Origin of the sequence: Candidatus Accumulibacter sp. ACC005, from assembly GCF_907163215.1 — a bacterium.
Lineage (GTDB): Bacteria > Pseudomonadota > Gammaproteobacteria > Burkholderiales > Rhodocyclaceae > Accumulibacter > Accumulibacter regalis.
In genome coordinates, this window is sequence record NZ_CAJQUB010000010.1 from 1 (window position 1) to 13,572 (window position 13,572).

The 13,572-nt window shown below is 66.6% G+C and carries 14 protein-coding genes and 1 pseudogene; 9 read left to right on the top strand and 6 right to left on the bottom strand.

Annotation, left to right across the window (positions count from 1 at the left end; genetic code table 11):
* The 6 genes and pseudogenes from hypD to QZ613_RS11710 form a co-directional block, all read right to left on the bottom strand.
* Window positions 1–1,117, bottom strand: a pseudogene (hypD, locus tag QZ613_RS11685) (hydrogenase formation protein HypD); the annotation flags it as partial.
* Between the two features lie 81 nt (window positions 1,118–1,198).
* Window positions 1,199–1,447, bottom strand: a complete 249-nt coding sequence (locus tag QZ613_RS11690) for a HypC/HybG/HupF family hydrogenase formation chaperone (protein ID WP_043568256.1) — start codon at window positions 1,445–1,447, stop codon at window positions 1,199–1,201.
* A 12-nt stretch (window positions 1,448–1,459) separates the two neighbouring features.
* On the bottom strand, window positions 1,460–3,763 hold the full coding sequence (gene hypF, locus QZ613_RS11695) for a carbamoyltransferase HypF (protein ID WP_043568259.1): 2,304 nt from the start codon (window positions 3,761–3,763) through the stop codon (window positions 1,460–1,462).
* Between the two features lies 1 nt (window position 3,764).
* Window positions 3,765–4,769: a hydrogenase nickel incorporation protein HypB gene (gene hypB / locus QZ613_RS11700; RefSeq protein WP_043568261.1), complete on the bottom strand. Its 1,005-nt coding sequence runs from the start codon at window positions 4,767–4,769 to the stop codon at window positions 3,765–3,767.
* A gap of 21 nt (window positions 4,770–4,790) precedes the next feature.
* On the bottom strand, window positions 4,791–5,132 hold the full coding sequence (hypA, locus tag QZ613_RS11705) for a hydrogenase maturation nickel metallochaperone HypA (RefSeq protein WP_043568263.1): 342 nt from the start codon (window positions 5,130–5,132) through the stop codon (window positions 4,791–4,793).
* Window positions 5,125–6,117 carry a nickel-dependent hydrogenase large subunit gene (locus tag QZ613_RS11710; protein WP_043568265.1) on the bottom strand — a complete coding sequence of 331 codons (993 nt, stop codon included), beginning with the start codon at window positions 6,115–6,117 and terminating at the stop codon, window positions 5,125–5,127. The genes hypA and QZ613_RS11710 overlap by 8 nt, the downstream gene beginning before the upstream one ends.
* A gap of 140 nt (window positions 6,118–6,257) precedes the next feature.
* Here QZ613_RS11710 and ccmA point away from each other — a divergent pair, with 140 nt between their 5' ends.
* Genes ccmA through ccmI form a run of 9 tightly spaced genes read left to right on the top strand, consistent with a single transcriptional unit; the run spans window position 6,258 to window position 13,371 of the window.
* Window positions 6,258–6,899, top strand: a complete 642-nt coding sequence (gene ccmA / locus QZ613_RS11715) for a cytochrome c biogenesis heme-transporting ATPase CcmA (RefSeq protein WP_291982613.1) — start codon at window positions 6,258–6,260, stop codon at window positions 6,897–6,899.
* A gap of 8 nt (window positions 6,900–6,907) precedes the next feature.
* Window positions 6,908–7,576, top strand: coding sequence for a heme exporter protein CcmB (gene ccmB, locus QZ613_RS11720; RefSeq protein WP_043568268.1), 669 nt, complete (start codon window positions 6,908–6,910; stop codon window positions 7,574–7,576).
* Window positions 7,577–8,326 carry a heme ABC transporter permease CcmC gene (ccmC, locus tag QZ613_RS11725; protein WP_043568270.1) on the top strand — a complete coding sequence of 250 codons (750 nt, stop codon included), beginning with the start codon at window positions 7,577–7,579 and terminating at the stop codon, window positions 8,324–8,326.
* Window positions 8,327–8,330: 4 nt separating this feature from the next.
* A complete protein-coding gene (gene ccmD / locus QZ613_RS11730) occupies window positions 8,331–8,561 on the top strand; it encodes a heme exporter protein CcmD (RefSeq protein WP_043568272.1) in 231 nt (76 codons plus the stop codon).
* 3 nt (window positions 8,562–8,564) lie between these two features.
* Window positions 8,565–9,044, top strand: a complete 480-nt coding sequence (gene ccmE, locus QZ613_RS11735) for a cytochrome c maturation protein CcmE (RefSeq protein WP_043568276.1) — start codon at window positions 8,565–8,567, stop codon at window positions 9,042–9,044.
* Window positions 9,045–9,077: 33 nt separating this feature from the next.
* Entirely contained in the window at window positions 9,078–11,081 is a 2,004-nt protein-coding gene (locus QZ613_RS11740) for a heme lyase CcmF/NrfE family subunit (protein WP_291982615.1), read from the top strand.
* Between the two features lie 9 nt (window positions 11,082–11,090).
* A complete protein-coding gene (locus tag QZ613_RS11745; protein ID WP_043568281.1) occupies window positions 11,091–11,675 on the top strand; it encodes a DsbE family thiol:disulfide interchange protein in 585 nt (194 codons plus the stop codon).
* A gap of 8 nt (window positions 11,676–11,683) precedes the next feature.
* The gene (locus QZ613_RS11750) at window positions 11,684–12,160 is read left to right on the top strand and encodes a cytochrome c-type biogenesis protein (protein ID WP_043568283.1); all 477 of its coding nucleotides are present in this window, start codon (window positions 11,684–11,686) and stop codon (window positions 12,158–12,160) included.
* Window positions 12,157–13,371, top strand: coding sequence for a c-type cytochrome biogenesis protein CcmI (gene ccmI / locus QZ613_RS11755; RefSeq protein WP_291982618.1), 1,215 nt, complete (start codon window positions 12,157–12,159; stop codon window positions 13,369–13,371). Before QZ613_RS11750 ends, ccmI begins: the two co-directional genes overlap by 4 nt.
* Window positions 13,372–13,572: the final 201 nt, after the last annotated feature.

The window sequence follows — 13,572 nt, forward strand, 5'->3', positions numbered from 1 at the left end:
CACCATGCACGAGCCGACCGGGTTTTCCGGGGTGCACACGCTGGCGAAGATGCGACAGTCCTGCGGCCGCTTGACGCCGCGCAGGACGGCGCCGCATTCGCACGCCGGGTGGTCGGCGACGGTGTGGTAGCCGACGCCGAAACGGCGCTCGGCGTCGAAGTCGGCGAACTCCTTGCGAATGCGCAGCGCGCTGTAGGGCAGCTCACCGAGTCCGCGCCAGGCAAACGAGCGACGCAGCTCGAAAACGTCGGCGACCAGCTGCTGCGCCTTGCGGTTGCCGTCGCGGCTGACGGCGCGCGAGAACTCGTTCTCGACCAGCGCCTGTTCCGGCGTTGACCTGCTTGATCAGCATCAGGATCGCCTGCATCACGTCGAGCGGCTCGAAGCCGGCGATGACCACCGGTTTGCGATACTCCTCGGCGAAGAATTCGTAGGGGCGCGTGCCGATGATCGTCGACACGTGCGCCGGGCCGATGAGCCGTCGAGCGGCAGCGTTCCCCAGCGGCGGACTTCCGGCGATTCGAGAATGCTGGCCATCGCCGACGGCGTCAGCACGTGGCAGCAGAGAACCGAGAAATTGCTCAGGCCGAACGCCTGTGCCTGTTTGATGAGCAGTGCCGTCGGCGGCGTCGTGGTCTCGAAACCGATGGCCAGGAAGACCACCTGCCGCTCGGGGTGTCGCTGCGCCAGCGCCAGCGCGTCGGCCGGCGAATAGATCATGCGAATCTCGCCGCACGCGGGCGCAGACCCGGCCGTTGTCGTCGTTTCCTTGTCCCTGCCCAGCTTCGCTTTGGCCTTGATCAGCGACAGGCCAGCGGAAGCCGGCACGCGCATCGGGTCGCCGTAGCTGCACAGGGTGACGCCGGCGTCGAGGGCAAGGCGAATCGCCATGTCGATGCGCCCGATCGGCAGCACGCAGACCGGACAGCCGGGGCCGTGGATCAGACGCACCGCAGGCGGCAGCAGGATCGCTGACCCCGTAGCGTGCGATGGCGTGCGTGTGCCCGCCGCAGAACTCCATGAACGAGTAGTCGCGATCTGCGTGCGCCGCCTGCCTGATCGCGGCGGCCAGGCCGCGCGCCAGCTGACCGTCGCGAAACTCGTCGATGAACCTCATTGGCCAGCGCTTTTCCCGTCACAGCGCCGTTTGTCCGACAACCCCATGCGCAACCCCCTCCTCACCCGCCGGCCGGCCACCTCAGGCGACCCCCCGTGTCGCCTCCTGAAGCGCAGCCGCACCCAGTTCGGCAAACAGCGCCAGGGTCTTTTCGGCTCCTTCGGGATCGAGCCGCGTCAGCGCGTAGCCGACGTGCACGATGACGTAATCGCCGACGGCGACGTCTTCGACCAGCGCCAGCGAGATTTCCTTGCCCACGCCGGCGACGTCGATCAGCGCCTGGTCGGCGCCCCGTAATTCGACGATCCGACACGGCAAGGCCAGACACATCGCGCCGCTCCCCTAGCGACCCACCAGGTGCTGCAGGGCGACCCACGCCTGACCGACGCTCAGCCCGCCGTCGTTGGGCGGCACCTGGCGCGCCTCGATCAGACGCATCCCCTGCGCACTCAGTCGAGTCCGCAAGCCGCTGACCAGCACCTGGTTGAGGAAGCAGCCGCCGCTGCCGACCACCGCCTCTTCATCCGGCACCAGCGTGCGCAGCCAGTCGGCGAGCGCGGCGATCAGCGTCGCATGAAACAGCGCCGCACCGCGCTCGGGGTTCTTTTCATCGGCCAGCACCGCCAGCAGCGGCAGCAGATCGAGCCGGCCCTGGGAAATCTTCCAGCCCAGGTCCAGGGGCAGGACGTCGCCGTAGCGCTGCGCCATGCCCTCGAGCAGCATCGCCGCCTGGCCTTCGTAGGCCATCACTGCCTTGATCCCGAGCAGACCGGCGGCGGCGTCGAAGATCCGCCCCATGCTCGACGTCGGCGGACAGTTGACATTGCCGGCGAGCATCTGCGCGACGGCCGGTGCCGCCTGCTGCGCCGCGTAGCGCTCGACGATCTCCTTGTTGCGCCCGAGTCGATGCAGCACCGCTGCCGCCATCCGCCAGGGTTCGCTGGCCGCGCGGTCGCCGCCGGGAAGCGCCAGCGGCGCCAGCGAGCCGAGGCGCCTGAAGCTGTCGCCATCGACGCGCAGCAGTTCCCCCCCCCAGGCCGCGCCATCGCTGCCGACGCCGACACCGTCCAGCGACAGGGCCAGCGCCTTGCCCTGCATGCCGTGTTCAGCGAGAACCGCCGCGGCGTGCGCATGATGGTGTTGTACGCCGAGCAGGGGCAGTCGCCGCTGCTCGGCGAATTCAGCGGCGAAGCGGGTCGAGTGAAAATCCGGGTGCAGGTCGTGCGCGACGATGGCCGGTTCGACGCCGAGCAGTTTCACCATCTGGGCGACGTTCTCCTCGAGGAAATCGCAGACAGCGGCGTTGTCGAGGTCGCCAACATGCTGCGACACGAAAGCCTCGTCGCCGCGCGTGACGCAGATCGTGTTCTTGAACCAGCCGCCGACGGCGAGCACCGAAGGGCCCGAGATCGGCAACTTGATCGCCCGCGGCGTATAGCCACGCGCCCGCCGGATAAACTGCAGGCCACCGCTGGTGATGCGTGCGACGCTATCGTCGCAGCGGGTGACGATGTCGCGGTCGTGGGTCAGAAAGGCGTCGGCAATGCCGTAGAGGCGCAGCAGGGCTTCATTGTTGCCGACCACCAGCGGCTCGCCGCCGGGGTTGGCGCTGGTCATCACCAGCGCCAGATCCTGCGCCCTTTCGAGCCATCCCAGGCCCGGCGGACGATTCGCCGCTTCGTGAAAGAGCAGGAACTGCAGCGGCGTGTAAGGCAGCATCACCCCCAGCCAGCTCAGCCCGGGCGCCACGCCGGGCAAGGCGGCGTCGCAGTTGCCGCGCTTCTTGATCAGGATCGCCGGCCGCGTCGGCAGGGTCAGCAGTCCCGGCTCGCCGATCCCCATCTGCACGAACATCGCCGCCGAGGCGGCATTGGCGAGCATGACCACGAAGGGCTTCTCGTCGCGCTGCTTGCGCTCGCGCAGGAGCGCGACGGCGACGGCATTGCGGGCGTCGCAGGCCAGATGAAAGCCCCCCAGCCCCTTGATTGCGACGATCTTCCCGGCGCGCAGCAGGGCCAGGGTCGCGGCCAGCGGGTCGCCAGGCAGGGGCTGCCCCTCGGCATCGACGAGGCGCAACTGCGGGCCACATTTGGGACAGCAGTTGGCCTCGGCGTGAAAACGACGATCCTCGGGCTTGCGATATTCGTGCTGACACTTCGGGCACATGACGAAGGGCTTGAGGCTGGTGCGCACGCGGTCGTAGGGCAGGCCACGGCTGATCGTGTAGCGCGGCCCGCAATTGGTACAGTTGGAAAAAGCGTAGCGCCAGCGCCGATTGCTGGGTTCGAAGGTCTCGGCCAGGCAGTCGCGGCAGACCGCCGTATCGTGCCCGATCATCGTCCCCACCCGACCACTGCGGCTGTCGATGATCACGAACTCGCGGCCATCGTGCGCTGCCGGCGCCGCAGCACGGGCGACCACGCCACTGACGCGAGCCAGCGGCGGTGCTTCCTGCTCGAGTCGGTCGATGAGACTCTTGACCTGCTCGGCCGCCCCGCAGACCTCGATTTCGACGCCACGCGAGTCGTTGCGAACCCAGCCGCCGAGCCCCAGTTCGCGGGCCAGGCGCCAGACGAAGGGGCGAAAACCAACGCCCTGAACGACGCCGCTGACGCGGATGTTCTGGCAAACCACGCTCTCCGCCATGTCAGCCTCCCGAAGCCGCAGAGAGCTGCGTTTCAAGCTCGACGATGCGCCGCCGCAGCGTCGCCATCGCCCCTTCTTTCTTCTCTTGTCGCGCCTTGCAACCAGCGCTCAGCCAGGCCAGCCACTGCTCGACACCCTCACCCGTGGTCGCCGAGACCTCGATCACCTGCAGCGCCGGATTGATCTGCCTGGCGTAAGCGATCGCCCGCTCGCTGTCGAAGGCGACGTAGGGCAGCAGGTCGACCTTGTTGACCAGCATCAGCGACGCGGCGGCGAACATGGCGGAATACTTCAGCGGCTTGTCGTCGCCCTCGGTCACCGAAAGGATCACCACCTTGTGCGCCTCGCCAAGGTCGAAGGCCGCCGGACAAACGAGATTGCCGACGTTTTCGATCAGCAGCAGCGAATCGTCGGCCGGCGCCAGCTCGTCGACCGCGTGGCCGACCATGTGCGCGTCCAGATGACAGCCCTTGCCGGTGTTGATCTGCACTGCCGGCGCGCCGCTGGCGCGGATGCGTTCGGCGTCGTGGCTGGTTTGCTGGTCGCCCTCGATGACGGCGATGGAAAGTCTCCCGTTCAACGCCGCAATCGTGCGGCAGAGCAGGCTGGTCTTTCCCGAACCGGGACTGGAAACGAGATTGACGGCGAAGATGCCATGGTCCTCGAAACGACGCCGGTTCTGGGCCGCGTAGGCGTTGTTCTTGGCCAGAATGTCGCGTTCGATGCGCAGCCTCCGCGATGGCGTCCCGGCGTCTGCCGCGGCCGCTTCGCCGGCGTGGTGGTGCGCATGGTGATGCGCGTGCCCGGCAGCCGATCGCTGCGCGTTCCGGCCGCCGTCTGCAGCAAGCGCAACGTAGCTCATGCGGCGATGAGCCGGGCCGGCGCCCTCGTCGATCGATCGTGGCGGCGCATGGCCGCGCGCGAACTGCTGATTGTCTTCCTGCCCGGAGACTGCCTTACCGGCAACCCGAGTCTCCCCGGCACCGCAACCGCAAGTGGTACACATCTACTGTCTCCTTGTTCATTATTATTCGACCTCCAGCTCCTTGACCCGCATCTCGGTTCCGCCGGTTGCTTGAACCGGATAACCTCCGCAGGCTGGGCAGGGGTCGTAACGGGCAGCAAGCCGCACCGTCTGATTGCAATTAAAACATAAACCTTCGCCAGCCACTTCAATCACCTTCAGAACAGCGCCATCGGCCAGCGTGCCGCTCATCACGGCGTCGAAACAGAAGCGCATGGCTTCCGGCTCGACGGCAGCGAGTTCGCCGATTTCCAGGAACACGGTCCTCACCCGCTCGAAGCGCTGCTCACGCGCCGCGTCCTCGACAAGCTGCAGCACGCCCATGGCCAGCGACATCTCATGCATCGTCGACGGTCACCGCGAAGGCGGCGCAGGGGTCGAGCGACAAGGCCAGGCGGCGAGCCGCCAGCGCCGCTTCGGCACGCGTTCGGGCCGGGCGACCGGCCATTTCGCGGACAAAGGCGCCCTGCGGGTGAAAATTCCATTCGGTCGGCGCGACGATGGCGTAACGCGCCACCCGGTCGCCGTCGAGTTCGACGCGGTGCAACAGGGTGCCGCGGGCCGTTTCGACCCGTGCCAGCCCGCAACGTTCGGCAACCGCCGCCGCATCGAGACAGGTCGACCACTGTTCGGGCTCGGCCAATCCCCGCGCAAGCCCGCGCAGATCGGCATAGCGGGCCTGCAGCCGTGCCTGCAGCCGCTGCCCGTCAGCGAGCAGCGCCGACACCGCGGGATCGTCGGCGTGTCGCGCGAGCGCTCCCGTCTCGGCCGGCTGGCCGGCGAAAGTGGGTCGTTCGGAAAAATGATCGCCGTGGAAATGCGACTCCCACTCGGCTGCCGACAGGCGCGGCAGCAAGGCCACCGGGGCGGAGCGCAGACGATCGTCGAAGCACGGCGGCGCTTCTGCGTCCAGCCAGGCAAGCAGCCGGGCGCCGAAGGCCGCCGCGCCTAGGCCATCAGCGACGCCCAGCAAGCGCTTGCGCCAGAGCAGGAATTCACCCTGCCGCGACGGCTCTCCGCGCAACTGCGGCCAGTCGAGCAACAGCCGCCACAGGTGTTCGCCGATGGCTTCCAGGGTCACGGCCAGTGTCTGCGCCGGCGTCGCAGAGATGTCGGAGCGCTGACCACGCGCGGCCAGCAGCGACAGACGCGCCGCCGAATCCTGAGCATGGCGACAAAGGCCGAACAGGCGGGGAACGAATTCAAGGACGCGGGCAAACGGCAGTCCGCGCAGCGCACGCGCGGCCATCGGTCGCGTCGAAGCAACCCCGGCGGCAACGATTTGCCGGCCATCCCACGTGAGCTCCAGCTGCAGAACGCCCTGTTCCACCGTCACGCTCCCGGAAAGTGTCTTCAGACGATAGCAAAAGCCTTTGAATCGATTTTGATTTCGGTCAATCCGCGGCTAAACTGCCGCCTTCACAATACGGCCTCGCCGGCCCTTGCCTCTTTCCCGGGATTTCCCTCTGCATGCTTGAAGCTTCGAATCTGGAATGCGTACGCGGTGAGCGCAGCCTCTTCGCCGACGTCAGCTTTCGGCTTGATGGCGGCGAGATGCTTTACCTGCAGGGAACCAATGGCTCGGGCAAGACCAGCCTGCTGCGCATGCTCTGTGCCCTGACCCCGGCCCTCAGTGGCGAGATTCGCTGGCGGGGCACCCCGATCGGCAAGCTCGGCGAGGAGTTTCGCAGCCAGCTGTGCTACCTCGGGCACCAGAACGCCATCAAGGAAGAACTGACGCCGCTGGAAAACCTGCTCTCTGCGGCCCGACTGGCGCAGGCAGCGCTCGACGAGGACGCGGCGCTCGACGCGCTGGCCCTGGTCGGGCTTCGCGGGCGCGAGGATCTCGCCTGCCGCTACCTTTCGCAGGGTCAGAAGCGGCGCGCGGCGCTGGCCCGCCTGGTCAACGAGAAACGTCCGCTCTGGGTTCTCGACGAGCCCTACGTGGCGCTCGACCCGGCTGCCGTCGAACTGGTCGCCGGACTGATCGGCGCCCATTTGCAGGCCGGCGGGCTGGCGGTGCTGACCACTCACCAGACGGTCGCCGTGCGGGCGGGTGCCGTACGCGGATTGTGGCTTGGCGATGGCGATGCCACGCAGCGGTCGCGGTAGTTAGCAAGATGCTAATATTGCTCCGCGCCGTGATCGGCCGCGACCTGCGCCTGGCCATGCGCCGACAGGCCGACATCGTCGCAGCAGCGTTCTTTTTCATCATCGTGGTCAGCCTTTTCCCGCTCGGCGTCGGACCCGAACCCGACCAGTTGCGGCGCATGGCGCCCGGGGTCTTGTGGGTCGCCGCGTTGCTGGCGACGATGCTTTCGCTGCCGCGGCTGTTTGCCGACGACCATCGCGACGGGACGCTCGAACAACTGGCGCTGGCGCCGCAGCCGTTGGCCTTGATCGTGCTCGGCAAGGTCATTGCCCACTGGCTGGTTGCCGGACTGCCGCTGGTCGTGCTCGCACCGGTCCTCGGCATCCAGTTCGACCTGAGCCAGGACGCGCTGGCGGTGCTCACCGTTTCGCTGCTCATCGGCACGCCCGCGCTGTCCGGGATCGGCGCCATCGGTGCGGCGCTGACCTTGGGCGTGCGCGGTGGTGGTGTGCTACTGTCACTGCTGGTCCTGCCGCTGTACATTCCGGTGCTGATTTTCGGTGCCGGCGCGGTCGATGCGACGGTCAGCGGACTGGGACCGCAAGCCCATTTGTCGCTGCTTGGCGCACTCGCGCTGGGCGGCGTGTTTTTTGCGCCGTGGCCAACTGCCGCGGCCCTCAGAGTTGCGCTGGAATAAATGACTGACAGAGTAATCAACTGGTTCAAGTACGCCAGTCCGCAGACTTTCTACCCGCTCGCCGGCAAGCTGATTCCGTGGTTCTGGGCACTCGCTGCGCTGTTCGGTATCGCCGGGCTGGTGATCGGCTTCCTGATCGCGCCGACCGACGCGCAGCAGGGCGAAGGCTATCGGATCATCTTCCTGCATGTACCGGCGTCGTGGATGTCGATGTTCCTCTACCTGGTCATGGCTTTCTGGGCCGGCATCGGGCTGGCTTTCAACATCCGCCTGTCGGGAATGATGGCCTCGGCGCTGGCGCCGACCGGCGCGCTTTTCGCCTTCCTGTCGCTATGGACCGGCGCCCTGTGGGGCAAACCGATGTGGGGCACCTGGTGGGTGTGGGACGCGCGCCTGACTTCGGAACTGATCCTGCTCTTCCTGTACATCGGCTTCATCGCCCTGCAGGCGGCGATCGACGATCCGCGCCGCGCCGACAAGGCAGGCGCGATCCTGGCGCTGGTCGGAGTGGTGAACATTCCGATCATCTATTTTTCCGTCAAGTGGTGGAACACCCTGCATCAGGGCGCCTCGGTGAGTCTGACCAAGGCCCCGAGCATGGCCGCCATGATGCTCTGGGGAATGCTGCTCTGCGCGCTGGGCTGCTGGATGTACAGCATCGCCGTCGGGCTGATGCGCGTGCGGGCGATCATGCTCGAACGCGAACGACACACCGACTGGGTGCGCGAGTTGCTCGCCGGCAAGGAGTAGGACTATGCACTGGAACAGTTTTGCCGAGTTCCTGGCCATGGGCAACCACGGCCTCTACGTCTGGGGCTCGGTGGTAGTGATGGCCGTGCTGATGCTTGCGGAACCGATGCTGCTGATGCGCGGTCGGAAGACCCTGGTGGCGCGCCTCAAACGCCAGCTGCGCGCCGAGCAAGCGGAAACTCTGGCCAATCGCTCGGCAAGCAGGCAATCGCGTCGCAACACCCCACAGGAGTAAAGCTTGAAACCTCGTCACAAGCGTATTGCCTTGATCGCCGGCGGCCTGGCCATTCTCGGCATCGCCGCCATGCTGGTGCTCAATGCCTTCCAGAGCAATCTGGTGTTCTTCTTTTCGCCGACCCAGGTCGCCGCCGGCGAAGCACCGACCGGCAAGAGCTTCCGCATCGGCGGCATGGTCAAGGAAGGCTCCCTGGAGCGTCAGGCCGACGGCATCACCATGCGTTTCGTGGTCACCGACACCGACAAGGAAATGACGGTTGCCTACCAGGGAATCCTCCCCGATCTTTTCCGCGAAGGGAAAGGCGTCGTCGCGCAGGGCAAGCTCGGCGACGGAGGCGTGTTCACCGCTTCCGAAGTGCTCGCCAAGCACGACGAGAACTACATGCCGCCGGAAGCGGCCAAGGCCGTCGGTGACGCCCACGAGCGGGCGGCGGCCAACAAGGCGGCGGCGGAAGCCGCCAGCCAGACCAGCAAGCAATAGCATGTACACACGCAACATTCGGACGATAGGCCCATGATCCCTGAACTCGGCAACTTCGCACTGATCGTCGCGCTTTGCGTGGCCCTGGCGCAAGGCACGCTGCCGCTGATCGGCGCGCACACCGGCCGGCAGCAATGGATAGCCCTGGCGCGGCCGGCAGCGGTCGCGCAGGCGCTGCTCCTGGCGATCGCCTTCGGCTGCCTGACCACGGCCTTCGTGCAGAACGACTTCTCGGTGGTCTATGTCGCCCAGCATTCGAACACCCTGCTCCCCATGCAGTACCGCGTCGCCGCGGTCTGGGGCGGGCACGAAGGCTCGCTGCTGCTGTGGGTGATGATGCTCGTGCTGTGGGCACTGGCCGTTGCCATGCGCTCGCAGCAACTTCCCGATCACATGGTCGCGCGCGTGCTCGGCGTGCTCGGCCTGGTGACCGCCGGCTTCCTGCTCTTCATCCTGCTCACCTCGAACCCCTTCGACCGCCTGCTGCCGGGCGCCGAAGAAGGACGCGACCTCAACCCGCTATTGCAGGACCCGGGCCTGATCATTCATCCACCGATGCTGTACATGGGCTACGTCGGCTTCTCGGTGGCCTTCGCCTTCGCCATCGCCGCACTGCTCTCGGGCCAGCTCGACGCCGCCTGGGCACGCTGGTCGCGGCCGTGGACCACGGCGGCATGGATTTTCCTGACCCTGGGCATCGCGCTCGGTTCGTGGTGGGCCTACTACGAACTCGGCTGGGGAGGCTGGTGGTTCTGGGATCCGGTCGAGAACGCCTCGTTCATGCCCTGGTTGGTCGGCACGGCGCTGCTGCACTCGCTGGCGGTGACCGAAAAACGCGGCAGCTTCAAGAACTGGACGGTGCTGCTGGCGATCTCGGCTTTTTCGCTCTCGCTGCTCGGCACCTTTCTCGTCCGCTCCGGCGTCCTGACGTCGGTCCATGCCTTCGCCACCGACCCGGGGCGCGGTGTCTTCATTCTCGCTTTCCTGGTCGTGGTCATCGGCGGCTCGCTGGCACTGTTTGCCTGGCGGGCGCCGAAGGTCGGTCTCGGCGGTCGCTTCGGCCTGCTCTCGCGCGAATCGCTGCTGCTCACCAACAACGTGCTGCTCGTCGTCGCCTGTGCTTCGGTGCTCCTCGGTACGCTCTATCCGCTGCTCATCGACGCTCTCGGCGCCGGCAAGCTGTCGGTCGGCCCTCCCTACTTCGACGCCGTTTTCGTGCCGCTGATGTTGCCGGCGGCGTTCCTGATGGGGGTCGCGCCTTTTGCGCGCTGGAAGCACGCCAGCGTCGGCGAACTCACGCACACCCTGCGCTGGGCTTTTCTGGCCGCGGCCGTGGTCGGCGTCGCCGCGCCCTTCCTGCACGGCGAGTGGAAGCCGCTGGTGGCACTGAGCCTCCTGCTCGCCACGTGGATCGTTTTCAGCGCCCTGCTCAGCATTGTCGAACGGGTCCAGTCGACGCGCGCCGGGCAATCCTTCCTGAGCACTGCCAGCAAGCAGCCGCGCAGTTTTTTCGGCATGCATCTGGCGCACATCGGGATCTCGGTGTTCATCGTCGGGGTGACCATGGTCAGCGCCTATCAGGAAGAGAAAGACGTCAAGATGGAAATCGGCGACACGGTCAGCGTCGGCGGCTACAGCTTCGTGTTCAACGGCGTGCACGAGAAAAAGGGGCCGAACTATCGCGCGCTGGTCGGCGACATCGACCTGCGCAAGAACGACCGCGTGCTGCGGAAGATTTTCCCGGAGAAACGCTTCTACGTCGCCTCATCGATGCCGATGACCGAAGCGGCGATCGATAGCGGCTTCCTGCGCGACGTCTACGTCTCGCTCGGCGAGCCGATCGACAAGGCCAGACCGGAAGCGGCGTGGGCCGTTCGCGTTTACTACAAGCCCTTCGTCGACTGGATATGGGGTGGCTGTGTGCTGATGGCCATCGGAGGGCTGCTGGCGATGAGCGACCGCCGCTATCGGATCAAGGCGCGTGCGACAGCAGCCAGTTCGGCGACGGTCGCCACGACGCTGGCGCAAAACGCCTGAGGACACGTCATGAACCGATTTCTCTGGCCGCTTATCGGCTTCGTCGTTCTCGTCGTCCTGCTCGGCGTCGGGCTGACGCTCAACCCGCGCGACGTCCCTTCGCCGCTGGTCGGCAAACCGGCACCAGCCTTCTCGCTGCCGCGCCTGCACGCACCGGACGAGCAGTTCTCGCCCAGGGACATGCTCGGCAAGGTCTGGCTACTGAACGTCTGGGCGTCGTGGTGCGTCTCGTGCCGGCAGGAGCATCCCCTGCTCGTCGAACTGGCCAAGCGCCATAGCGCGCCGCTGGTCGGGCTGAACTACAAGGAAGTTCGCGGAGACGGCGCGATCGACATGGACAAAGTGCCTGCGGACCAGGAAAAGGGCATGGTCATCGAGCGCGCCGGCGCCTGGCTCAGCCAACACGGCGACCCCTACACGCTTTCGGCCCTCGACATCGACGGCCGTGTCGGCATCGACTACGGCGTCTATGGCGTGCCCGAAACCTACATCATCGACAAGGCCGGCATCATCCGCATGAAGCACACCGGGCCGATCACGCCCGACGCCCTGTCGAGCACGATTCTGCCACTGATCACCGAGCTCTCGAAATGAGGCCACTGATGAGGATGGTGCTGCTGCTGGTGCTGCTCGGCGGCAGCGGTAGCACTCTGCATGCTGGCGAAGCGCAGCCTCTCGCCGAGAACCCGGCGACCGAGAAACGCCTGCTCGCGATTTCCGCGGAGCTGCGTTGTCTGGTCTGCCAGAACGAATCGCTGGCCGGATCACATGCCGAACTGGCCAACGACCTGCGCCGCGAGATCCGCACGCTGATCGAAGACGGCAGGAGCGACGACGAGATCATGGAATTCATGGTCAGCCGCTACGGCGATTTCGTCCGCTACCGACCGCCATTGAAAGGAACGACGCTCGTGCTGTGGTTTGGCCCGGGCCTGCTCTTCATCCTTGGCCTCGCCGGACTGCTGCGTTACCTGCGCCGCCGTGACAAGGCCATCACCGACGCGCCACTGAGCGCCGAAGAGCACCGCCGGGCCGAGGCGCTGCTGCACGACAACGACTCCCGTCAAGGACGTTCATGACCAGCTTCATTCTCCTCGCGGCGCTGCTTGTCGTCGCCGTTGCCGCCATTCTGTTGCCACCGCTGCTGCGCGCGCCAAGATCGTCCGGAGGAGCTGACCAGCGTGAAGCGACTCTGGCCATTTTCCGCGACCAACTCGCGGAACTCGAGCGTGAGTGCGCCAACGGCTCGCTCGCCGAAGCCGATTTCGAGCAGGCACAGAGCGAGTTGCAGCGTCGCCTGCTCGACGACATTCAACCGCCTACAAGCGGCCAGAGTGACGCACGCCCCGGACGCAAGACGGCTCTGGCTCTGCTCGTCGTCCTGCCGCTCGCGGCGGCAGGTGGCTACGCCCTGCTCGGCAACCAGGCAGCCCTCGACCCGCTGCAGCGCCAGGCGAGGGTCACGCCGCAACAGATCGAGGGCATGGTCGCCGGGCTGGTCGCAAAACTCAGGGAGAACCCCGACGACAGCAAGGGATGGCTGATGCTGGCGCGTTCCTACAAGGTCCTGGAACGTTTCCCCGAGGCCGCCGACGCCTACAGCCGGGCCGGTGCACTGGTCGACCAGAATCCGGAACTGCTCGCCGATTATGCCGAGGTCCTCAGCCGCGCCCAGGGCGGTGACCTGCAGGGCAAACCAACCGAGCTCGTCGAACGGGCGCTGAAGATCGACCCCAACGAACCGCAGGCCCTGCTGCTGGCGGGCGCCGCCGCCAGCGACCGACGGCAGTTCGCCCTTGCCGCCGACTACTGGGCACGCTTGCTCGCGCAAGTCGAGCCCGGCTCGGAAGAAGCCAGGGCGCTCGCCACGGCGGTCGAACGAGCGCGCGAGCTCGCCGCGCAGACGGCGTCCGGCAAGCCAGCCGGCCAGACCGCCGTTGCCGGCGGCAGCGCCGTCAGCGGCGAAGTGACGTTGAGCGGCGAGATCGCCGGCCAGGCCGCTCCGGACGACGTCCTGTTCGTCTTTGCCCGCCCCGACGAAGGTCCGCGCATGCCGCTCGCCGCGACGCGGGCAAGAGTCGGCGACCTGCCGCTGCGCTTCCGCTTCGACGACTCGATGGCGCTTCCCGGGGGCAAGAAACTCTCCGATTTCAAGACCGTCAGCATCGAGGCGCGGATCGCCAAGGCGGGCAAGGCACAGAGCTCGAGCGGCGACCTCTACGGCACGCTCAGCGGCGTCAAACCCGGCAGCCAGGGTCTGCGCCTGCTCATCGACCAGGTGCAACCCTGAGCCTTCAAGCTGTCGCCAGAAGCCCGGCTGGAGGCCCGCCGGAGGCGCGATTTCCCGGTTTGTTAACCTAGATCAAACCGTCGGTGCGCCCTCCTCCGCTAGACTCTCGGCAGCCTCGGCGCTGGCCAGAAGGCGTTTCGCTGCAAAGTCCAAGGGGAGGGAAGTATCGTGTCAGACAACGGCTCAGGATTCTGGGCAAAA